The following is a 21,805-nucleotide window of genomic DNA, read 5'->3' as shown; positions in this document are numbered from 1 at the left end:
AGGCGTCGTTCGGGGACGGGACGTGGCCCTGGGAGCGACCTGTCATCCGTGCACGCGGATGGACGGTGGTGAGCGAACACGTGCGCAAGGTCTGGTCCTTGCCCGTTCTGACCATCGCCGTGCTCGTCGGGGGCTACGCCTGGCTCGGCCTCTTTGTCGCGGAGATACCGGGAGCCCTGATCGGGGGCGCCGTGGGGCTGGGAGCCTGTGGCGCGCTGCACTTGGCGACGGACCGGGCGGTATCGGGCCCTCGCGGTCACCGCCCCGGTGTCCGGCGCCCCGGACCGCGCTGACGAGCGGGCACTCCTGCTCGGCCGCCGGTGCCGTAGATCCCGACGGCCGAAAATACGGCAGGTCCGTCAGGCCGCGACCGTTTCGGTGACCTCGTATCCCGCTTCCACGATCGCCGCTCGCAGCCGCGCGTCGTCCAGGTCCGTGCCGCCGACGGAGACCGAGCCCGCCGTGACGTCGACGTCCACGTTCGTGACACCGGGGACCTGGGAGACCTCTTCCGTGATGCTCGCGGCGCAGTGCTCGCAGCTCATGCCGGTGACGAGGTAGTGCTTCTGGGCCATGGCTCAACTCCTGGATGCCGCTGAGGCGTTGGTACGCCTCCTGATACGGATGTGACGGCTGACGTGTTCACCCAGGCCGTCCATCACTGAGTCGTCCCGCGTCCAGGGCGGGTTCCCGACCATGGCAAGTGTCACTCCTGAGAGTGATGCACCCGGTGGGCGAAGTGCTCCATACACGGTCCGGGCCGGGGTGCAGGATTCGAACACACCCTGGCACCCCGACAGCCGGAAGACGGTCAACCGGCGGCGGCCGGTCCGGTCGTCCGGCGCTGCCGGAGCGCGCCCACGGCCAGGTCCACGACGAGGAACACGGCGAGCGGTATGCCGAACAGCGGGATGACCCAGCCCACCGCGGCGACCACGACGATGCCCAGGGCGACGGCCCAGGACGGCATGGCGCGCCAGGCACCGCGGGCAGGTGGGGCGCCGACCAGGGCGCGCCGGTCGACACGGGTGGGACGGCGCTGCCACCACATGCGGTAGCCCCACACGATGACGAAGATCAGACCGATGGCCAGCAGAGCGAGCACGATCTGGTTGACGATGCCGAACAAGAGCCCCATGTGAGCCTGGATGCCCCACGTCGTCAGTTTGGACAGGAAGGGCCAGTCGGCGAAGTCCACTCGGTCGACCACCTGGTCGGTCGAGGCGTCGACGGCGACGCTGTCACGTCCGACCGGCCAGAGGTTGCGGGTCTGCGACACGGACCACGCGGTGGCGCGGTCCGCGGGCACGGTGATCTGGACCGGGCCGCCGAGGCCGTCGTCGCGGGCCGCCTTGAGCACCCCGTCGATGTCACTCGGGTCGACCTTCTTCGCGGCTTTGGTCTCCGTGCCCGAGGAGTCCGCGCCGGCCAACGCAGTCGACACGTACGGGGTGTTGGAGCGCAGCGAGTCCAGCGCCTTGCTGAAGTTGGCCCCGGCGTAGGTGGACCAGGTCAGTCCGGTCGCCGCGAGGAACAGCAGACCCAGGGCGATCCACACACCGGTCGCGGCGTGCCAGCTGCGCGTGCGCCGTACGCCGCCCTTCTTCGCGGTCCGGTCGGGCAGCAGCAGACGCCGGGCGGTCCGGTTGCCACGCCCACGGCGCCACCACAGGACCAGCCCGCCGAGGACGAGAACCCACAGCCAGCTCGCGGCGAGTTCCGAGTACAGGTTGCCGACCTGGCCCAGGTGGAGTTCGCGGTGCAGAACGTCCAGCCAGGTGGTGAGCGGGGTCCCGGCGTAGTACGTAGTCAGCTGGCCCGTGACCTTGCCCGTGTAGGGGTCGACGTAGACCGTGTGCGCGTTCTCCCCGAGTTCCGGCAGGGAGAAGTCGACCTGCGTGGTGGCGTCTTGGCTGCCCGGTCGTACGGCGGTCAGCATGCCCTTCGGATGCTCGGCACGGGCGGCCGCCACCTGCTCGGACAGAGGCAGGGCGCTGTCCCCGGTTCGGGAGACGTGCAGTTCCTTGCCGTAGACGAGCGAGTCCAGTTGGGGCGTGAAGGTGTAGAGCAGGCCCGTGACGGCGGCGACGAGCAGGAACGGCGCCACGAGGATGCCGGCGTAGAAGTGCAGCCGCGCCAGCAGGGCGCCGACGCCGCCCGGTCGCCGGGAGGCAGCGGCCGTCGTCGGCTTCGGAGCTGTCGTGGTGCCCTCGGGGTCGTCACCGCCTGGCGCGGGCGGGCTGGGCAGTTCCGGGTCGGTGGATGTCATGGTCACCTCGTACAGATCGGCAGTGCAGGGCGGGGAAAGGCGTGCGGGGCGCACAGCAGCCGGACCGCCGTGGTGCCGTTTCAGCCGCTGTCTTGAAACAGGCGGATGGCGAGGGCTCCCAGTTCCCGGGCGATCGCTCCGATTTCACCGTCCTCGACAGCAGGAAGCCACCGGGCGATCTCACGTAGTCGTCGGATAGCGGGCGTCAGTTCCCCGATACCGCAGGGACAATCCTCACGTGCGACAGTTCCGCGTCGGAGCTCCCGTGACCCGGCTGCACCGTGCCACGATGACGGCACCGGGCCACGATGGAATTCGCCTTCCCGAGCGTGGCCCGGCCTGTGCCCGCCCACCGCCACGTCGCCACATCCCGTCCCCGGTACGGGCGGCGGTCGGCGGGCTCAGCCGGGCAGCGGCCCCCTTTTGTGCTGTCTCCTGCCGTCCGCCTGTCCCAGTACGGCTTCTCCGGACTCCCGCACCAGGTACGGGAGTCCGGATCTCGGGTCACCCGCCGTCTCGCCCTTCAGCGGTTCTCCGGCGCCGCACCGTGCGGACCGCGAGGAATCCGCCGCCCGCGACCACGGCGACCGCCCCCGCGAGTGCGGCGGTGGCCGTGGTGCGGCCGAGGCCCAGGACCGTGCCGGTCGAGCCGCCGGTGTCGGGAGCCGACAGGCTCAGGTCAGCACAGGCCGGCGCGGTGTCGGCGGGCTCGCCGCCCTCTGCGGCCTCGAACTGGAATGCGCTGTCCTGGGCGTCTCCGTCGCCCGCGACGATCGAGTAGGTGAGGGTGATGACCCCCTCGGGCAGCGGGGACACAGCGGCGCAAGCCGTGGTCCTGTCGGTGACGACCGGTTTCCCGACCGGGATCTCCTTGCCGTCCGGCCCGATCATCCTGATCTTGGGCGCGACGCCGGAGGTCAGGTTGTCGAACGTCAGCCTGACCACGTCGGTCTGGGTCCCGACAGTGGCCCCTGGGGCCGGCGCGGCATTCCTGAGCGCGGTGTGCGCGTGGGCGGGGGCAGCGCCCTGGAGCAGCAGCACACCCGCGCACGCGGCAGATCCGGCGACCGTCGTCAGAAGTCGAAGTCGGCGCATGCGATCCGATTGTCCTGTGCCTCGTTGGGGTGGACGACGATGGCGACGGCCTCCTTGCCGGTCTTGCGGGAGTTGGTCACCGTGGTCATGCCCATCCCGGACTTGTCGGCCGTGAACATCAGGTGGATCTCGTTCGGGGGCACGGTCGCGCCGCCCTTGTCGAACTGGAAGTGCGACCCGCCGTTGTCGTCCGAACAGCGCTGGGCGTGCAGGTGGGCCATGTAGACGCCGCCCGGTTTGAGACCGGTCAGGGAGACGGTGACCGTGGTGCCCTTGGAACCCTGGGCCAGCCAGGCCGTGCCCTTGACGTCGTCCATGCCCGGTGGGCGGGTGTCGAGCACCGTGAAGGTGCCCTCCACCACGGTCACGCCGGACATCTTGTAGGCGGGGGTGGCGGAGGGGTCTCCCATCGCCTTGTCGGACATGCCGTCCATGCCATGGGTGGCGGAGGAGGATGTCTCCTTCCCATGGGCGGAGCTGTGGCCACCGGAGTCCCCTCCGCACCCGGTGAGCAGAAGCGTCAGGGCGGCCGCGAGGACAGCGCCCGGGGCAGCCGTGGACCTTCTGCGTGTGAGGGCGGGCGCCGGGGGGCGGCCGGTCGTGGACGGGCGCGCGGAGGCGTGGGTGGACGTGACGTGGTGCATGGGACTGACTCCCGATCGATGCATGAACAACACGCACCGTCGCCCGTGGGCGGGCACGTGCGGGCCGAGGTGGACGAAACACACGGATCGTGGCAGTCGCGCCTGCGCATCGGCCCTTTTCGGCCCCGGCGGAGCGGGAGGCTTCAGGAGACCATGGCGGACTGCGGGCCGACGGTCGCGCGGAGGACTGCCGGGCTGTCCCGAGGTGGTCCTCTGCGGACGACCGCATGCCGCAGCACGGTGGAAGCGTTAGGGGCCGTCGGGGCGGTGTCCGGCGCAGTCCGGGCCGCGTGCGGACGACGGTCGAGTACCTGTCGTCCGAGGAGACGGTGGACGCGCTGGAGAGGCGCGAACAGCGCGATGGCGAGCGCCCGGCCCAGCCTGTACGCCGCCGCCTCACCGCGCCACAGCCACACCCCGCACACGACGGCGGCCAGCAGGTGCGCCAGGAGCATCGCGAGGGCGCCTTGATGTACCGCGACGGACGATGCCGACACAACATGGGAGGCGCCCTCGGCCCCGCTGTGCGCGAGGGTGGTGCCCGAACCGGAATGGCCCACGTGCACGGCCGTTCCGGAGTGGGGCAGCATCGTGGCACGGTCCGTACGGGAGGCGAACCCCGCGCCTGGTACGCGGACGATCTGATGTGCCACGTCGAACCACAGGTGCAGCAGCCCCTGGGCGACGGTCGTCACGCCGACCACGGCCACCGGGCCGCGTTCCCGACAGGTGAGCCACCAGCCGGCCGACGCCGTCCCGGCGAGCGCCACACCGAGCGCCCACCAGGGCAGCAGATCACCGGACATGAGGGCATGTCCCAGTGCGCTCGTCACCACGCAGACGGCCGCGAAGACACATGCCGACAGTGCGCGCGGGCTGCCGACGCGTTCTCCGGCCGACGTCACGCGGATCGCCCGCCCGGTGCGGACGCAGCTCCGGGACACCAGTCAACTCCTCATGCCGATGGGCTCATGCCTCATACGGATGGGAGCGCTGTTTCACTCAGCCGCGCAGGGCTTGAGTGTGAACTGTCGAGGCCGCCGGTCAGGCGACGGCTATGCCGTCCAGTTTCCCGGCCTTCGCCTCCTCCACCAGCGAGGCGAACTGGCCGGCGCTCATCTGGACGCGCTGTCCGAAGTCGTCGGTGAGCAGGACGCGGCGCTCCGCAGGGGCGCTGGGATCCACGAACAGCTGCGGACAACCGCAGTCACAGTCTCCGCAGAAGGTCGCCAGGGGCTCCAGACCGGTGATCTCATCCATCGTGTATGGCCTTTCAACGCAAGTCGGGGCGCCAAGGCTCTCGCCGTCACCTGGCGTTCGGTACTGGCCAAGGACATACCCTCGGGCGCACTGAACCACGCGCCGGAGTGTGTGATGGCTGATGCACGGTTAAGCGCGTCCGTGCGCCGTTTCGCGCCTTGTGCTTCACGCACCCCGCGTCCTGTGGGAACCAGGCCGGGTATCTCGACGACTACCTGAGGAGGCTCGCTGCATCGCAGCACGTCCCGGCCTCACCGGAAGGCCGTCTCAGCCGTAGCACCCCGAGCTAGGGTGTGGCTATGACTGATCCCCTCACCATTGGCGTACTGCTCTTCGAGGAGACTGAGGAACTCGACGTCGTGGGCCCTTGGGAGGTACTCGGCTTCTGGGCCGCGCACATCGCGACGACGCCCGTGCGCGTCCTGACCGTCGCCCCGCGGGCGGGAGTGGTCCGGGGTTCGAAGGGGCTCGGCATGGTCGCCGACCATGCGGTGCACGAGGCGCTGCCGCTCGACCTGCTCGTCCACCCCGGTGGCAACGGCACCCGCGGCCTGGTCAAGGACGAGGCACACCTGCGGTGGCTACGCTCCCTGCACGAGCGGGGCACCGTGCTGGCGAGCGTGTGCACCGGATCGCTGGTGCTGGCCGCGGCAGGGCTGCTCTCCGGGCGTCCGGCCACCACCCACCGCGACTATCTCGACAAGTTGACGAAGATCGACCCTTCCGTGGATGTGCGGCGCGGCCCGCGCTACGTCGATGACGGGACCGTCGTCACGAGTGCCGGAGTCTCGGCGGGGATCGACATGGCTCTGCATCTGGTGGCCCGTTACGACGGGCCCGAAGCGGCCGAGGCCACGCGATTCGGTATCCAGTACGAGGCTCCGGGGACCGACCGGGTTTCCGGGCCCTGACACCAACTCACAGCCGGTTCAGTGGTCGACGGTCTCGGCAGAGCGGCAGTCGTCCTCCGGGCTCTCCCCCTCCCCCTCCCCCTCCGGACACTTCCCGTTCGCGAGGGGCCGGGCCGCGTACGTGATGCGGATGACGCCGTCAGCATGCCGTTCGGTGCGCGCGCCGACGCCGAAGACGTCGGCGAGGAGTTCCGGGGTGAGTACCTCGAGGACGGGCCCGGCTGCCGCCACCGCGCCCTCGTGGAGGACGACGAGGTGGTCGCAGAGGCGGGCGGCGAGGTCGAGGTCGTGCAGGACGGCGAGAGTGGTGACGCCGGTGGCGCGAATGAGGTCGAGGAGTTCGAACCGGGCCCGGATGTCGAGGTGGTTGGTGAGTTCGTCCAGAACCAGGAGCTGCGGGTTCTGGGTCAACGCGCGGGCCAGCAGGACGCGTTGGCGTTCACCGCCGGACAGGGAGGCGTAGTCGCGGTCCGCGAAGGGCCGTACGCCGCAGCGGTCGATGGCGTCGGAGACGGCCGCGTGGTCCTCGGCTCCGTCGCGGCCGAACAGCCCGTGGTGGGGCGCGCGGCCAAGTGCCACGATCTCGGCGACCGTCAGGCCCGTGGTGTTGCCGCCCGCGTCCTGGAGAACAGCGGCGGTACGACGGGCCGCTGCCCGGGGCGACAGTGCCCACACGTCCTCCTCACCCACCTTGACCACTCCATGTGCCGGGCGCAGTGAGCGGTAGACGGCACGCAGCAGGGTGGACTTGCCGCTGCCGTTGGGGCCGACGAGGCCGACGATGTCGCCCTTGCGCGCCTCCAGGCTCACGTCCCGCAGGATCGGGTTGCGGTCCAGCGTGACGTGGAGCCGGTCGACGGTCAGTTTCATGCGGTCAGTCCAAACCCTTGTTGCGGCGCAGCAGCCACAGGAAGAAGGGAGCGCCGAGCAGGGCGGTCAGGATGCCCAGCGGTAGTTCGTTGGGGCGGTTGAGGGTGCGGGAGAGCAAGTCGACGAGGACCAGGTAGACGGCCCCCAGCAGAGCGGTCAGGGGCAGCAGGCGGCGGTGGTCGGCGCCGATGGTCAGCCGCACCAGGTGCGGGATCATCAGGCCGACGAATCCGATGCTGCCGGCGACGGCGATGACCGTGCCGGTCAGCAGTGCGCTCAGGACCAGTAGGACAGCCCGTAGACGGTTGACGTCGAGGCCGAGCGCGGTGGCCGACTCGTCGCCGGCCAGCAGGACGTTGAGGCGGCGGCCGAACAGGGACAGCAGGACGGTCGTGACGAGCACGACCGCCGCGACCGTGGGAATCTGGTCCCATTTGGCGCCGGCCACGCTGCCCAGCATCCAGAACATGACCGTCCGCAACTCGGTCGGCGTCGCCTGGAGCTGGACGAAGCTGGTCGCGGAGAGGAAGACGTAGCCGATGGCCACGCCCGCCAGCACCAGCCGGACCGGTGCCATCCGCCCCCGCCGTTGCCCGAGCGCGAAGACCAGCGTGCCCGCGGCGACCGCGCCGAGGAAGGCCGCGGCCGACACCCCGAGCCCGGCGAGGGCCGCTCCGCCGCCGAGGGTGATGACGAGGACCGCGCCGAGCGTGGCACCGTAGGAGAAACCCAGCACGATGGGATCGGCCAGCGGATTGGACACCACGGTCTGCAGAACCGCCCCGGTCACCGCCAGGCCCGCGCCGACCAGGGCCGCCAGGACCACCCGCGGGGTGCGGAAGTTCCAGACGATCTGGTCGAGCGCGGGGTCCGAGGGGGCCGACCCCGCTCCGGTGACGTGGTGCAGGACGATCGCCCACACGTCGGCCGGCGGGATGTTCACGGCGCCGACGCTGATCGCCACGATCATGGTGGCGACCAGCGCGACGGGCAGGAATGTGAAGGCCAGCGGGACCCTGAGACGGCTCAGAGGGCGTCGGGGTGCAGCATCTTCGCGATCTTCTCCACCGCCAGGTCGTTGCTCGGGCCGAGGTACATCGAGTCGGACAGCGTCACGTACGCGTTGTTCTTGGCGGCCGGCCACTGGGGGAACTCCTTGAGCAGTTTCTTGGCGTAGGCCGCCGGGTTCGGGTCGTTGTAGCCGATGACGACGAGGGCGTCGACGTCGGTGGCGGCCACCTTCTCCTTGCTCAGGTCGGCGAAGGAGGTCTCGGAGGCGTTCTCGAAGGCGTTGGAGCCGCCGGCCTTGGCGAGGATGTCGTTGTAGATGCCCTTGGCGACCACCGAGCTGAAGTCGTTGCCACCCATGGCCATGTTGGAGAAGAGCACCATGACCTTCGGCTCCTTCTCCCCCTTCACCTTGTCCGCGACGGCCGCGATGTTCTTCTCGGAGGCGGCGATCAGCTTCTCGGCCTTGTCGCTGACGTTGAAGACCTTGCCCATGTCACGCAACAACTGATAGCTGTCGGCGATGGTCATCTTGGATGTGTCCTGGTCGCAGCCCTGCGGGGAGACGTAGCTGTTGGCGCCGACCTCCTTCAGCTGCTCGCGGGTGGCGAAGCCGTTCTTCTCGTCGAAGCCGTACGACGTGGTGGACAGCACCATGTCCGGGCGCAGACCGAGCATGGCCTCCCGGGGGATGTCGTAGGCGTCGTTGAGTTCGACGTCGCCGGTGGGCAGCTTCTTGATGGCCTCCGCCCGGCCCTCGACCTCGGACATTCCGTAGGTCTGCTGGTTGGCGACGATCTTGCCTCCCAGGCCGAGGGCGAGGAGGGTGGAGACCTCGGCGACGGAGGCGCCGTTCATGACGACGACCCGACTGGGCGCCTTCTTGAAGGTCTCCTGCTGTCCGCAGTTGTCGAGCGTCACGGGGTAGCCGCTCTTCGAGGCCCCGGCTTCGGTCGACTTCGCGCTCGCCTTGTCGTCGGACGAAGAGCCGCACGCCGCCGTGAGCAGACAGAGGGCCGCGGCCAGGGCTGCGGCGGCCGGGCGGTTCATCGACATACGGGCTCCTTGCGTGAGGACGTGCTCATGGGTTGAAGAGTCTCTGTTGCAGTAGTCGGGGCGAAGTGGCCTTGAGTTCCTGGCAGTTGGCGACTATTTCGCGGGCACCACCGATCGGGGAGCGCGCCGCCTGTCGGGAGCGGGCAGCACGGCCTCGGTCACACAGTGGTCCAGGTAGCGGAAGACCAGGTCACGGTCGATGGGCGGGCAGCCGATGCCACTGCCTTCGAGGACGGTGCGGACGTTGTCGGAACGGACGCGGCCGAGCCGCAGATCGGTGGTGGTGGCGACGCCCTGGTCGGCGGAGTCGAAGAAGGCGAGGGTCGTGGCGGCGACATCGGCCGAGCGGGGTAGTTCCTCCCGCCAGCGGGCGAGCGGCAGGGACCGTACCGGATAGCCGTACTCGCGCACCCAGTCGTAGATGTCCGCGAGCCGTACGCGGGGCAGGGTCGCATGGTTGAAAACCGGGCCCGCGGTCGTCACGGCCGGGCGCAGGCACACCTGCACGACGGACCGGGCCGCGAAGTCCACCGGAGTCCATACCTCGTCCTCGAACAGCTCCGGGACGATCCCCGCCGGGATGCCCGCCCGCAGCACGCTCCACAGGAAGTCGCGCTCGTTGACGTATCCCGTGCCGGAGGGCCCGACGACCCGGCCGAGCCGGTGGACGGTAACGGGCAGACCGCGTTCCGCCGCCTGTTCCAGGAGCCTTTCGGAGGCCCACTTGGACTGCTGGTAGCCGTAGAGCAGGCCCTCGTGGGGCGGCAGGAACGCCTCCGGGACCTCGGGGCTGTGGCTCGCGGGAGGTGCCACGGACAGGGTGGAGACGTAGTGCAGGGGGGTCGTGCGTACGGCGGCCAGACGCAGGAGCTGTCGGGTGGACTCGGTGTTGGCGGCTCGCAGGGTGGCGTAGTCGCGCATGATGCTGACGGTCGCGGCGTTGTGGAAGACCGCGTCGCAGCTCGCGGCGAGATCGGACAGAGTGCCCCGGGACAGGCCGAGGCCGGGGCGGGCGAGGTCGGCGGGCAGGGCTGTCAGGCGGGCCGACGCTCGTGCGTCGAGGGTGATGCCGTGCCGGGTCAGGGCCGCGTGGACGCGTGCGGTGGCCTCGGCCACGCTGCCCGCCCGAACGAGGCAGACGATCTCGGCCTGCGTGTCTGCCAGCAGCCGGTTGAGCAGGTGCGCGCCCACGAAGCCGGTGGCGCCGGTGAGGAGCACGCTCCGGGGGGCGTCACGCGCGGCACGGCTGATGCCGGGCCGGATGCCGGGGTCCAGTTCGGTGTCGGCGAGGAGGGCCGGCGGAAGTGCGGCCGGGCCGGAGCTCGTCCGTCCGCCATCGGCCTGCCGGGCCACGGGCTGTTCCGCTTCGGCGAGGAAGCGGGCCAGGCCGGCGGCCGTGGGGTGCTGGAAGATCCAGGCGACCTTCACGTCCCGGCCGAGTTCCACCCCGAGCCGGTTGGCGGCCTGGATGGCCTGGAGGGACTGGGCCCCCAGGTCGAACACGTCATCGTCGACACCCACGGTCTCGGCGCCCAGGAGCTGTCGCCAGACGCCGGTGACGGCCTGCTCCAGGGGGCTTCCCGTGACGGGGGTCAGGGATGCGGTCCGCTCGGGCAGCGCGGCCCGGTCGATCTTCCCGGAGCTGGTGCGGGGCAGCCGGTCGACGAACTCGACGGCGCTGGGAACCATCGCGGCGGGCAGCCTGGCCCGCAGGTGTTCCCTCACCTCGGCGGCCGTCGGCACCGAGCCCTCGACCACGACGTGGGCCACCAGGCGCCGGGTGCCGTCGGGCAGGATCTGTCCGGCCGCGGCCGCCTCCCGGACCCCGGGATGGGTGAGCAGGGCGCTCTCGACCTCGGCGGGCTGCACCCGATGCCCGCTGATCTTGAACTCGGTGTCGGCCCGGCCGAGGTAACGCAGTTGGCCGTCGTCTCCGACGTGGACGAGGTCCCCGGTGCGATAGGCGCGGGGAGCGTCCGGGAGGGCGGTGAGCGGAGCGAAGCGCGCGCCGTCCGGTACGTCCGGCCGGTAGCCGTCGGCGAGGGCGGGGCCCAGCAGGTACAGCTCGCCGTCGACCACAGCCGCCCCGGTGCCGGGCAGGGGCAGGCCGATGGGCACGTCACCGGCGGCGAGGCCGGGCGCGTGCAGGTCGGCGACGGTGGCGACCACGGTCGCCTCGGTCGGACCGTAGGTGTTCAGCAGCGCCACCGAGATACCCACCGCCTCGCGCCAGCGCTCGACGCGTTCGGGCAGCGCCGCCTCGCCGCCGATGACGACGGTCCGCACGCCCTCGGGCAGGGCGGCGACGCCGGTCGAGACCGCGTAGGCGAGCTCGTGCCAGTAGGCGGTGGGCAGGTCGAGGACGCTCACCCGAAGGCGGGCACAGGTGTCCAGGAAGCGCGGCACCGACTCGGTCATGTCGTCGGTCCGGATCACCAGGGTGGCTCCGGCGCACAACGTCAGGAAGATCTCCTCCACACTGGCGTCGAAGTGCAGCGGGGCGAACTGCAGGACGCGGTCCTCGCGGCGCAGCCCGTAGCGGTGCGTGGCGGCTGCGACGAAGTGGGCCAGCGCGCCATGGCCGACCCCCACACCCTTGGGGCGGCCGGTGGAGCCGGAGGTGTGCAGCACGTACGCGAGGTCCGTGAGACCGGGCGACGCGAGGCCGGGCTTCCGCGAGGCGGTGACGCTGCCGCGCCCCGCATCCGGTTCGTCCAGCGGGAGTACGGCATGGTCCGCGAAGTCGGACGCGCGCTCGCCGCTGGTCAGGACGAGCGCCGGTGCGGTGTCCGCCAGCAGGCGGGCCGTGCGGTCCGCCGGGGCCTTCGGGTCGAGGGGGCAGTAGGCGGCGCCGGACATCAGCACGCCGAGGACGGCGGTGACGGCGTCGGCGCCCCGGGGCAGGGCGACGGCCACCACATCTCCGCTGCCGACGCCTCGAATGGTCAGACTGCGGGCTATGTTCCTTGCCGCACCGAAGAGTTGGGCGTAGGTGAGTGTGCTCCCGTCGTGCTCGACGGCGACGGCTGCGCCCCGGCGGGCCGCGTGGTCGGCGATCAGGCTCAGGACTGGGCGGACCGGGGCAATCAGCGGGCCGCCGTCCAGGACGGGAACGGGATGATGTCCGAGGGGTCGCTCCGGGTCGGCGAGGGCCTCCTCCAGCAGGGCGAGCAGCCCCTCCTGGAAACCGGCCGTGTCAACCCGCGTGTACAGCTCGGGGTTGGCGTCGACGGCGACGCGGAGCCCCGTGCCGTCACCGCGGTCGTAGACGTTGACGGCCAGGTCGTCGACCGGTCCGGCGGACACGTTGTGCACGGTGCTCGGATGACCGGCGAACTTCAGGCCGTACTCGAAGGGCATGATGTTCACGCCCGGCCCGGACAGACGGCGCTGCCCGCCCACCAGTTTCAGGTCACGGCGCAACTGCTCGTAGCGGTAGCGCTGGTGCGGGAGTCCGGCGCGCAGTTCGCGCGAGACCCTGGGGGCCAGGTCACGGAGGCTGTCGTCCGGAGCAACAGGCACCCGCAGGGGCAGGATGTTGCGGACCATGGCGGGCACCCGCAGGGAAACCGAACCGAGACGGCCCATCGCCGGCAGGCTCAGGACGATCTCCGGTGCGCGGGTGACCCGGTGCAGATGGGCGACGGTGACCGCGAGCAGTACTTCCGACCAGGTGACCGACAGTTCGCGGGCGACCGTGCGCAGGGTGGTGGCCACGTCCGGGGCCAGGTCGGTGACGCTCCGGTGGAAGGTACGGGCGGGCAGGGCGGACCGGTCCGCCGGGGTGGCCACCGGCGGGCGGTCGGCGTAGCGGCCGGTCCAGTACGCACGGTCCATGGTGTGGCGGGCGGACTCGCGGTAGGCCCGTTCCTCGGTACGAACCGACTCCAACGTGCCGAAGCCGTTCTCGGGGACGGGCTCGCCTGCCATGAGGGCGGTGTAGACCTCGGCCACCCGCCGAGCCACCAGCGACAGGCCGAAGCCGTCGAGGGCGATGTGGTGGACCCGGTGGTACCAGAGGAACTCCTGCGGTGCGGTGCGGAGCAGGGCGTGGCCGAAGACCCGATCGCGGGTGAGGTCGACAGGGCGGGCCATGTCCTGGTCCATCCAGGCCAGGGCGGCGGCGTGCGGGGCGGGTTCGGCGGTCAGGTCGGCGATGTGGGTGTGCCAGTCGCCCGCCGGGGTGTCGATCTGCCAAGGGCGGCCGGTGTCGTCGGTGACGAAGGTGACGTTCAGCGCCTCGGTCTCGGCGACCACGTGGTGCAGGGCCCGGTCGAAAACGCCCGGGTCGAGCGGACCGGCGATGCACAGGTACTCGGCGGTGTTGTAGGCGGGGCTGTCCGTGTCGAGTTGCTGCCCGGCCCAGATGCCGTTCTGGGCGGCCAGCAGTGGACGGCGCTCAGGCTTCGGCACGGCTGGCTCCTTGCCGGCGTTCGGACAGCAGCTGCCACCACTGGGCGAAGGAGGTGCGCTCGGCCAGCTCGATGAAGGTCACGTCGACGCCGGCCGCCTGCCAGCGCTCCAGCAGGGTGGTGATGCGCAGCGAGTCCAGCCCCGAGTCCAACGGGCTGTCCTCCAGGTCGACTGCGTCGGGTTCCAGGAACAGGCACTCCGCGAGGTCCGCGCGGAAGCCGTCCAGCGTGAGGGGTTCGGACATGAGGGCTCTCTCTCGGGTCTCGTCCGGTGGTGTGCCGGTGATACGCCGCCGATGTGCGGGTGGTGTGCCGGCTGCTCGCCCGCGCCGGAGGCGTGAACGGCGCGGGCGAACAGGTCAGTTGACCTTGCGGGCGGAGTCGCTCCAGAACCGGTCGCGCAGTTCGCGGCGGAGGATCTTGCCGCTGGGGTTGCGCGGGACGTGGTCGGTGAACTCGTAGCTCGCGGGCAGTTTGAACGCGGCGAGCCGGCCGACGAGGAAGGTGTGCAGGTCCCGGGGCGTGGGCCGCTCGCCCGCCGCGGGTACGACGAAGGCGTGCACCTTCTCGCCCCACCGCTCGTCGGGGATGCCGACCACGACCGCTTCCCCCACTCCGGGGTGGTGTTCCAGGACGTTCTCGATCTCGGCGGGGTAGACGTTCTCGCCGGCGACGAGGATGGCGTCCTTGATGCGGTCGCGGATGAAGACGTAGCCGTCCTCGTCGAGGTAGCCGGCGTCTCCGGTGTGGATCCAGCCGTCGACGAGCGTCTCCGTCGTCTTGTCCGGCAGTCCCCAGTACTCGACCATCCGTGCAGGGGTGTGCAGACAGACCTCGCCCACCGCGCCCGGGGGCAGTTCACGGCCCCGGGCGTCGATCACCTTGGCCCGTACCCCCGGGTAGGGGTGCCCGGCAGCCTGCATCAGCGGACCGCCCGGGACATGGGCGGCCGGGGGCAGACAGACGGCGGTGTTGCCGGTCTCGGTCAGGCCGTAGATCTGGGCGAACTCGCAGTCCAGGACAGCGAGGCTCTCCTCCAGCAGCGCCTCCGAGATCGGGGAGCCGCCGTACACGGTCTTGCGCAGGGTGGTGAAGTCCTTGGCGCTCACCCCGGGTTCGATGAGCATCATGCGCAGCATGGCCGGGACCACGCAGGCGGTGGTGATGCCGAGGTCGCGGATGAGGTCCACGGCCTGCCGGGCAGCGAAGGCGCGCATCGCGACCACCGTCGTACCGGCGTTGAAGTTCTGCGTGGCCCACCACAGCCCCCCGATGTGGAAGCCGGGAATGCCGATCAGCGCGACGTCACCCTCCCGCCAGTCGATCCAGTCCAGTTGCTCGCTCGCGAGCCCGTCGCGGATCGCGAAGAAGCTGCGGTGGGCGAGGACGACGCCCTTGGGCAGGCCGGTGGTTCCACTGGTGTACAGCTGGGCGACCGGGGTGTCGGGGGTGGCCTCGAACTCCGTCTCCCCGTCCGGGTGTCCGGCGCTCCAGGACTCGATCTCGCTCAGGCGTACGACGGTCTCGGGAGGCTCGGTGGGCATGCCTTCGGCGATCGGGGCGAACTCGTCCTCCAGGAACAGCAGTCGGGTGCCGGAGTCCCGGAGGATGTGGCTCACCTCGGGCGCGGTGAGCCGCCAGTTGACCGGGACCAGCACGGTGCCGGTCTTGGCGCAGGCGAAGAGGACCTCGTAGTAGTGCTCGGACTCCTTGCCCAGGTAGGCCACCCGGTCGCCCTCGACGAGTCCCGCGGCCTTCAGGGCGTGCGCGAGTCGGTTGCTGTGGCGGTGCAGGTCCGCGTACGTCAGCGTGCGGCCCTCGCAGATCACCGCCACGGCCTCGGGCTGACGGCCGGCGTGGAAACGCGTGGTCTGGACGAGGGTGCTCAGTTCGGGGTGGTGGAGCCTGGTGCCCTGGTGGTGCGGCGCCGTGGATGTCTCCATGAGAGCTCTGCCTCCGGTGGGTCAGGTGACGTTGACGAACGCGAGGGTCGCCGCGCCGTCGCTCCGGCCGCCGTGGGCGTCCTGGTAGCGGAACACGGTCTGGGCGTGCAGGAAGGGGCTGCCGCCGCCGGGAGTACGCCGGGTCACGGAGCGGAACTCCATCTCTCCGGTGAAGTCACGGGGATTGACGGGCCGCCGGAAGTTCGACGTGAAACGGGCGATGAGGATGTCCGGGAGCTGGTGTCGCCAGAAGTCGTCGAGAGTCCATTCCTCGAACCCGGCCAGCAGTCCCTCTTTCACCGATTTGGCGACCAGGTAGTACATCATCTGGTTGTAGGCGATGTTGACTTCCACCGAGTTCAGGTGGCCGGTGTCGTCGATGTAGCAGGACTCCGGGATCGCGAACGCGCAGCGCGCGGAGGACAGTCCGCCGGTGGCTGTGACCTCGGCCGACTTCAGGTACGTGCAGTGCTCCTTGTAGGGCAGCAGGACCCGGGCCAGCAGTTCCTCGTCGGTGGGGTACGACCGCTGCGAGGGGCCGTCCGCGCGGTCGGCGGCTGGGGCGGTCACGCGGCCCGCATCCCGTCGTACAGCTTGCGCTCGTCGTGGACGGTGACACGGTGGGAGACGGTCGGCTCCGGGGTGGTGGTGTGGCGGGCGCGGTGGATGAGGCTGCGGTTGTCCCAGACCAGCAGGTCGCCCTTCTCGAAGCTCTGCAGGTGGATGCCCTCGTGCTCGAAGGTGTCGTCGAGCTGGCCGGTGGCCTCGAAGAGTCTTTTGAGGAGTTCCTCGTCGAGCGGTTCGCCGTCCTGGTTCTCGATGCCGACGGTGAAGCCCTCGCTGAGGTAGAGGACCGTCTCGCCGGTCATCGGGTGGGTGAAGGTGGTGGGCTGGACGGCCGGCGGGGTCTTCGTCTCGACCTCCTCGAGGATCTCGGAGATCGGGCGGTAGACGTCGTGCGGGCGGATCTTGAAGTACTTTCGCACGGAGTGCCGGCAGCGCGTTGCCGCGATCTCCTTCTTCAGCTCCTCGGGCAGCCGCTCGTACGCCCGGCCCATGTCGATGAAGTACGTGCCGCGGTTCTTCTCCGGGATGACCTGCGGGTAGATCAGGGTGATGCCGAAGGGATCGGGCATGAACTGGTAGTCGGCGTGCCAGAACTTGCCGGTCTTCGGCACGCCTATCTGCTTGCCGTTCTCCGGGACGTTGGAGGAGACGAATATCTCCGGGACCTCGGGGTGCTTGTACATCGGCTCGTAGTAGACCTCGGGGCGGCCCAGTCGTCGGCCGAGGGCGAGGAACTCATGCGGGGAGAGGTCCTGCCCCTTCAACACGGCGATCTTCTTGGTGTAGACGGTCTGCTTCAGGGCCCGGATGTCGTTCTCGGAGGCCGTGGTGTGGTCGAAGTCCTCGACGATCGCGCCGAGCGTGGCGCCGGGCTGGTCCTTGATCTGCATGCCTGCCGGTCCTTTCTCGCGGGGTCAGTGGGGTCAGTGGGGTCAGACCGTGCTGGTACGGCGGGAGTCGACGAGGTCGGCCATCGCACCGAGGGTGAGGTCGGGCTGGAGTTCGTCGTCGCCGACGGTGACACCGAGGTCGCGTTCGACGCGGATGCTGATCTCGACCGTGGTCAGGGAGTCGACGTCCAGCGAGCCGAGGGTGGCCTCGGGGCGGATCAGGTCGGCGGGAACGTCGTGCAGCTTGACGATGAGGTCGACGATCTGCTCGTAGGTGCTCATGGTGTGGTCCGTTCCGGTTGCGGGGGGTCGGCGAGCTCGGGCCAGGTAAGAAGGCAGGAGCCCCAGGTGAGGCCGCCGCCGAAGGCGGTGAGCAGGAGGCGGTCGCCGACGCTGATGTGCTGCCGGCCGACGGCGTCGGCGAGGGCGAGCGGGATCGAGGCGGCTCCGGTGTTGCCGACTGTGTCCACGTTGGCCACGCAGCGCTCCCGGGGCAGGCCCAGTTCGTCGGCGACGGAGTGCAGGATGCGCAGGTTCGCCTGGTGGGGCACGAAGTGGTCGACATCGCCGATCTTCCAGCCGGCCTGGTCCAGGGTGGTCCTGGCAGAGGCGGCCATGCGGGTCACCGCGTGCCGGTAGACCTCTTTGCCGCGCATCGCGAAGTGCCGTTCGGCATGGGTGGTTTCGACGGCGGTGGCGCGTCGGCGGGAGCCTCCGGCGGCGACCGTGATCAGGTCCTCGTGGGCGCCGTCGCTGCCGAGCTCGAAGTGACCGACCGCACCAGGTTCGTCCGGGTCTCCGGCGCGAAGGACGACAGCTCCGGCGCCGTCCCCGAAGATGATCGCGTTGGTCCGGTCCAGCGGGTCGACGATGGTGGAGTAGGTGTCCGCGCCGATCAGCAGGACCCGTTCGGCGACACCGGAGGTGATCAGCCCGGCCGCGGTGGCGAGGCCGTACACGAACCCGGTGCACACCGCCCCAATGTCGAAGGCCGCGGCTCCCGCCAGGCCGAGGCGGCTGGCCACGACGGGCGCGGTGGCGGGGCAGGGACGGTCGGGGGTGGTCGTCGTGACGATCACCGCGTCGGCTGACACGCCGCCGGCGGAGCGCAGGGCGAGCCGGCCGGCCTCCACGGCGAGGTCGGAGGTGGCCTGGCCGGGCTCGGCGACGTGGCGGGTACGGATCCCGGTGCGGGTGCGGATCCAGGTGTCGTCGGTGTCCAGGCGTGCGGCGAGTTCGTCGTTGGTCACCACGCGGGGCGGTACCCAGCCGCCGAGGCCGCACAGGACGGCCGCCGGAGCGGGCGGGCCAGGGTTGGTTCTGGGCACAGCTGTACTCCTCGTGGGGTGAGAAGGCGAGCGGGGTGGTCGGCTACGCGGTGGCGGGAACGGTTCTGCGCAGGGCCAGGGTGAGCGCGACGCCACACCACAGGACGGCGGCGACGGCGAACACGGCCACGCGTATCCCGGTCAGCAGGGCCTCGTCCGGCGGGCCTTGGCCGGCACTGCCGGACAGGGCGACCAGCAGCGCGAGGCCGACAGCCCCGCCGACCTGGAGGCTGGTGGAGGCCATGCCGGAGGCGACGCCCTGGTCCTCGGCGGCGACCCCGGAGGCGGCGACGATCCACATGCCGGTCCACGCGGCGCCTTGGCCGAGTCCGAGGAGCACGACCCCTGGCAGCAGCAGCGGATACGAGCCGTCGGCGGTGAGCGCGAGCCTGAGGGCCGCGGCTCCCGCCGCGCCCAGCGCCATACCGCCGACCAGCGTGCGGCGCACCCCGACCCGGGCGACGGCCCGTTCGCCGGCCTGGGTGCCCAGGGCGGTCAGCACGGCTGGCACGAGAAACGCCAGGCCGGTCGCGAACGCGCTGTAGCCGCGTACGTTCTGGAAGTAGAGGGTCAGGAAATAGGGCAGCGAGCTGAAGGCGGCACTGTAGAGGGCGGTGATCGCCATCGCGGCGACCAGTCCCCGGTGGGCGAACAGCCGGGCCGGCACCAGCGGGTCGCGCGTGCGGGTCTCCACGACCGCGAAGACAGTCAGCAGAGTGACGGAGAGTGCCGCGCTGAGCAGGGCGGCAGGGCTGTCCCAGCCCGCCTCGGGGGCGTGCACCAGCAGGAACACGAAGAGCGTGATGCCGCCGGTTGCCGCCAGTGCGCCGGTGACGTCGAACCGCCGGGTGCCGGTACGCGGGCCGTCCGCCGGGAACAGCCGCCATCCCGCCCACGCCAGTGCCGCCGCTACGGGGACGTTGACGAAGAAGACCGACGGCCAGCCGAACGCCCCGACGAGCACCCCGCCGAGCAGCGACCCGAAACACAGGCCCCCGGCACCTGCCGCGCCCCACACCGCCAGGGCCCGGTTCCGGGCGGGCCCCTCCTCGTAGATCGTGTTGATCAGCGCGAGGGTGGCCGGGAACAGCAGCGAGCCTCCGATGCCCTGCACCGCGCGGACCGCGACCAGGATGCCCGCCGACTCCGACAGCCCACCCACCAGGGACGAGCCGGCGTAGACGAGGGCGGCGACGACGAAGGTCCGGCGCCTGCCCAGCAGATCGGCCGTCCGGCCGCCCAGCAGGAGGAAGCCGCCCGTCGTCACGACGTAGGCACTGACCACCCACTGGAGGTCGTGCGGGGAGAAGCCGAGGCCGGATCCTATGTCGGGGAGGGCGACGTAGACGATGTTGTAGTCGAGCGCGATGACCAGCTGGGCCAGCGCCAGAACGAGAAGAGACAGGCGTGCTCGCACCGGTCAGCATCCTCCTCACTCAGCAACGGGAAACAGTTGAATTAAGAGATGAAACGTTCGATCAATTCTGGCCACCCTAACACTCGAAAGAGGGCTTGAGAATGCCCCATAAGAACGCTCACTGAAATCATGAAAACCATTTCTGGGCAGCATTGAATCGCCGACAGTGCCGCACTGTCGGATAATTTCCTGGCGTGTAATTCAGGCGGTCAGCCGTCCCCCATGAGGCGTCTGATCTCGCTGATGAGCACGGTGAGCGCTCGACGTTCCGGAATGGTGGTTTCCGGATGCCAGAGGTCTACGAGAAGACAGGTGCGGGGCCGGTCACCGTCATTTCGCGCCTCGTGCTCGAATGAGTAGTCGAAGAGCAGGCACTTTCCCTCCACCCAGGAACGGGTTTCACCGGCCACCGTGATACTGCAACCGTCCGGGATGTCCACGGCGAGATGCAGGTTGATACTGAAGTTCCACAGATCGCAGTGCGCGGCGACCGCCGCGCCCGGCAGCAGGGTGGAAAAATGGCATTCCAGGAGGGGACATATCTTGCCGGTCTTGACGGCGAATTCGTCGAGCACCTTGTACGCCGTGGGAACGGTGTCCGCCGACTCTCCGACCAGTCCCCCGTCCCGGTACAGATAGAGGGCCTGCCAGTCCTCCTGGCGAGTCAGATAGTGCTCGTAGTCCGAGAAAGCCTCCCGGCGCTCCGACCAGGCCGCGGCCAGCTCCTCCTTGATCGCGGGGTGAGCCGCTTCCAGCGCCTCGACGACGGGGGCCAGTTCGGCGTGGCCACGGGGATCGTGCCACGGGGTCGGCGAGAGCCCCGGGAGTATCCACTTGGCCCCTTGTTGGAGCGGATGTCGCGCCCCTCCTCCACCAGGTTCCAGCATCCGTTCCACACGTCTGAGGGAGTCCGCTCCGTGCTCGCCTCTGATCGCCGCGAAGGCGCTCTCCATCTCGGGTGTCATGCGGGCCCTTCCGCTCGTCACTGCACCGACCGACTGCCTGATCGGTGTCGCAGTAGTAGTCGGGGGAAGGAGCCGTGGAGTTCCCGTGAGGTTCCGTCAACTCTGCTGCATAAATGGAGAGTTGGGTTCAGCCTCCATGTCAGTCGGCACCGGACTCCCCCGACTCCCCCGGAACGGAGGGGTCGCCCCGCCGAGGTGCTTCAGCAGGAACACTTCGGGCACGGGCGGTGAGACCGCGCCGCGAGCAACGGGGTCACTTGATGTCGACTCCCACGTCCCAGTAGTCGTCCGCCCTCGCCGTCGAGTTCCCGGTGGCACGATTCCGTCCGAGGAACCGTGCCACCGGGACGCGGGCCCGGTGTCAGGCAGCCGGGGCAGCCGCCGCCTCCGCGGCCTGGAGCAACCGATCGAGAGCCATGCGGGCACGGGACACCCGGGAGCGGACCGTTCCTACGGGGCAGCCGAGGAAACCGGCCGCCTCCTCGTACGACAACCCGACGACCTGGGTGAGTAGGAACGCCTCCCGGCGTTCGTCGGACAAAGTTTCCAGGAGGTCGAGCAGCGCCACGCCGTCGTCGAAGCCCGGCAGGCCGCGCTGCTGGGCTTGCTCCTGCGCCAGCCGCCAGTCGACGGCGTCCGCGATCCGGGGGCGGACCGCGGCACGGCGCAGGCTGTCGACCACCGCGCGGCGGGCGATCGACAGCAGCCAGGTACGAGCCGAGGACCGGCCTTCGAACCGGTGCAGACTGCCGAACGCCCGAGCAAAGGTGTCCTGGGTCAGATCGTGGGCGGTCTGCGGATCACCGCTGAGGTGAGTGACGTAGCGCAGCACGTCACCGTGGAGTGCGCGCACGAAGTGCTCGGCCGCTTCGGGGTCTCCCCCGCGGGCGGCGAGCGCCCAGGCGGTCGCCGAGGCGTCCGCCGAGGTTCGATCCGCCCGGGAAGCGGGCAGGACGGAGATCATCACGTGATGTCCTTCTGGGGGTCTTCCGGGGCCTGGCCCTCATGGGGCATGGCTCACCGGCACGTGGGGTGCTTCCGTACGGATGCGTACGGCGATACCGGGAGCCCGTCAGCAACTCTCCACGCGCGACGGCCATGGCAGGCCGAGCGAGAACCGCGTCGGCACGCACGTCGACAACGCGCGGGACGAGAGGCGAAGGAGCCCCG

General features: G+C 70.2%; 21 protein-coding genes. 2 read left to right on the top strand and 19 right to left on the bottom strand.

Annotation, left to right across the window (positions count from 1 at the left end):
- The first annotated feature begins 68 nt into the window (after nucleotides 1-68).
- Nucleotides 69-293 carry a hypothetical protein gene (locus GWK25_RS11310; protein ID WP_215449677.1) on the top strand — a complete coding sequence of 75 codons (225 nt, stop codon included), beginning with the start codon at nucleotides 69-71 and terminating at the stop codon, nucleotides 291-293.
- Between the two features lie 66 nt (nucleotides 294-359).
- On the opposite strand, the gene GWK25_RS11305 is transcribed toward GWK25_RS11310, so the two are convergent.
- The 6 genes from GWK25_RS11305 to GWK25_RS11280 all read right to left on the bottom strand — a co-directional run bounded on the left by GWK25_RS11305 (nucleotide 360) and on the right by GWK25_RS11280 (nucleotide 5,268).
- On the bottom strand, nucleotides 360-575 hold the full coding sequence (locus GWK25_RS11305; protein WP_215449676.1) for a heavy-metal-associated domain-containing protein: 216 nt from the start codon (nucleotides 573-575) through the stop codon (nucleotides 360-362).
- A gap of 236 nt (nucleotides 576-811) precedes the next feature.
- Nucleotides 812-2,269 carry a PepSY domain-containing protein gene (locus tag GWK25_RS11300; RefSeq protein WP_215449675.1) on the bottom strand — a complete coding sequence of 486 codons (1,458 nt, stop codon included), beginning with the start codon at nucleotides 2,267-2,269 and terminating at the stop codon, nucleotides 812-814.
- Between the two features lie 504 nt (nucleotides 2,270-2,773).
- Entirely contained in the window at nucleotides 2,774-3,364 is a 591-nt protein-coding gene (locus GWK25_RS11295; RefSeq protein ID WP_215449674.1) for a copper resistance CopC family protein, read from the bottom strand.
- Nucleotides 3,343-4,008, bottom strand: a complete 666-nt coding sequence (locus tag GWK25_RS11290) for a superoxide dismutase family protein (protein WP_251828818.1) — start codon at nucleotides 4,006-4,008, stop codon at nucleotides 3,343-3,345. The genes GWK25_RS11295 and GWK25_RS11290 overlap by 22 nt, the downstream gene beginning before the upstream one ends.
- A gap of 143 nt (nucleotides 4,009-4,151) precedes the next feature.
- Nucleotides 4,152-4,952, bottom strand: coding sequence for a hypothetical protein (locus tag GWK25_RS11285; protein ID WP_215449673.1), 801 nt, complete (start codon nucleotides 4,950-4,952; stop codon nucleotides 4,152-4,154).
- Between the two features lie 100 nt (nucleotides 4,953-5,052).
- Nucleotides 5,053-5,268: a hypothetical protein gene (locus GWK25_RS11280; protein WP_215449672.1), complete on the bottom strand. Its 216-nt coding sequence runs from the start codon at nucleotides 5,266-5,268 to the stop codon at nucleotides 5,053-5,055.
- Nucleotides 5,269-5,567: 299 nt separating this feature from the next.
- Here GWK25_RS11280 and GWK25_RS11275 point away from each other — a divergent pair, with 299 nt between their 5' ends.
- Nucleotides 5,568-6,179 carry a DJ-1/PfpI family protein gene (locus GWK25_RS11275; RefSeq protein ID WP_215449671.1) on the top strand — a complete coding sequence of 204 codons (612 nt, stop codon included), beginning with the start codon at nucleotides 5,568-5,570 and terminating at the stop codon, nucleotides 6,177-6,179.
- 18 nt (nucleotides 6,180-6,197) lie between these two features.
- On the opposite strand, the gene GWK25_RS11270 is transcribed toward GWK25_RS11275, so the two are convergent.
- From GWK25_RS11270 to GWK25_RS11210, 13 genes are all read right to left on the bottom strand, one after another.
- The gene (locus GWK25_RS11270) at nucleotides 6,198-7,049 is read right to left on the bottom strand and encodes an ABC transporter ATP-binding protein (RefSeq protein ID WP_215449670.1); all 852 of its coding nucleotides are present in this window, start codon (nucleotides 7,047-7,049) and stop codon (nucleotides 6,198-6,200) included.
- 4 nt (nucleotides 7,050-7,053) lie between these two features.
- Complete coding sequence (locus tag GWK25_RS11265; RefSeq protein ID WP_215449669.1) at nucleotides 7,054-8,019, bottom strand: iron ABC transporter permease; 966 nt, start codon at nucleotides 8,017-8,019, stop codon at nucleotides 7,054-7,056.
- A gap of 56 nt (nucleotides 8,020-8,075) precedes the next feature.
- Entirely contained in the window at nucleotides 8,076-9,113 is a 1,038-nt protein-coding gene (locus GWK25_RS11260; RefSeq protein ID WP_215449668.1) for an ABC transporter substrate-binding protein, read from the bottom strand.
- 93 nt (nucleotides 9,114-9,206) lie between these two features.
- Nucleotides 9,207-13,526, bottom strand: a complete 4,320-nt coding sequence (locus GWK25_RS11255; RefSeq protein WP_215449667.1) for a non-ribosomal peptide synthetase — start codon at nucleotides 13,524-13,526, stop codon at nucleotides 9,207-9,209.
- Nucleotides 13,513-13,770 (bottom strand): phosphopantetheine-binding protein, encoded by a 258-nt coding sequence (locus tag GWK25_RS11250; RefSeq protein WP_215449666.1) that lies wholly within the window; start codon nucleotides 13,768-13,770, stop codon nucleotides 13,513-13,515. The genes GWK25_RS11255 and GWK25_RS11250 overlap by 14 nt, the downstream gene beginning before the upstream one ends.
- A 114-nt stretch (nucleotides 13,771-13,884) precedes the next feature.
- Complete coding sequence (locus GWK25_RS11245) at nucleotides 13,885-15,468, bottom strand: long-chain-fatty-acid--CoA ligase (RefSeq protein ID WP_215449665.1); 1,584 nt, start codon at nucleotides 15,466-15,468, stop codon at nucleotides 13,885-13,887.
- Between the two features lie 21 nt (nucleotides 15,469-15,489).
- Nucleotides 15,490-16,038, bottom strand: a complete 549-nt coding sequence (locus GWK25_RS11240; protein WP_215449664.1) for an FcoT family thioesterase — start codon at nucleotides 16,036-16,038, stop codon at nucleotides 15,490-15,492.
- Nucleotides 16,035-16,925: a TauD/TfdA family dioxygenase gene (locus tag GWK25_RS11235; RefSeq protein ID WP_215449663.1), complete on the bottom strand. Its 891-nt coding sequence runs from the start codon at nucleotides 16,923-16,925 to the stop codon at nucleotides 16,035-16,037. Before GWK25_RS11235 ends, GWK25_RS11240 begins: the two co-directional genes overlap by 4 nt.
- A gap of 42 nt (nucleotides 16,926-16,967) precedes the next feature.
- Nucleotides 16,968-17,207, bottom strand: coding sequence for an acyl carrier protein (locus GWK25_RS11230; RefSeq protein WP_215449662.1), 240 nt, complete (start codon nucleotides 17,205-17,207; stop codon nucleotides 16,968-16,970).
- Nucleotides 17,204-18,253 carry a beta-ketoacyl-ACP synthase III gene (locus GWK25_RS11225; protein WP_215449661.1) on the bottom strand — a complete coding sequence of 350 codons (1,050 nt, stop codon included), beginning with the start codon at nucleotides 18,251-18,253 and terminating at the stop codon, nucleotides 17,204-17,206. The genes GWK25_RS11230 and GWK25_RS11225 overlap by 4 nt, the downstream gene beginning before the upstream one ends.
- A 43-nt stretch (nucleotides 18,254-18,296) precedes the next feature.
- The gene (locus GWK25_RS11220) at nucleotides 18,297-19,670 is read right to left on the bottom strand and encodes an MFS transporter (RefSeq protein WP_308404212.1); all 1,374 of its coding nucleotides are present in this window, start codon (nucleotides 19,668-19,670) and stop codon (nucleotides 18,297-18,299) included.
- A 209-nt stretch (nucleotides 19,671-19,879) separates the two neighbouring features.
- Nucleotides 19,880-20,635, bottom strand: coding sequence for an aspartyl/asparaginyl beta-hydroxylase domain-containing protein (locus GWK25_RS11215; protein ID WP_215449660.1), 756 nt, complete (start codon nucleotides 20,633-20,635; stop codon nucleotides 19,880-19,882).
- A gap of 361 nt (nucleotides 20,636-20,996) precedes the next feature.
- The gene (locus GWK25_RS11210; protein WP_215457318.1) at nucleotides 20,997-21,599 is read right to left on the bottom strand and encodes a sigma-70 family RNA polymerase sigma factor; all 603 of its coding nucleotides are present in this window, start codon (nucleotides 21,597-21,599) and stop codon (nucleotides 20,997-20,999) included.
- Between the last annotated feature and the right edge of the window lie 206 nt (nucleotides 21,600-21,805).

Origin of the sequence: Streptomyces sp. ATCC 21386, from assembly GCF_018728545.1 — a bacterium.
Taxonomy (GTDB): Bacteria; Actinomycetota; Actinomycetes; order Streptomycetales; family Streptomycetaceae; genus Streptomyces.
This window is presented reverse-complemented; position numbering and strand designations above follow the sequence as displayed.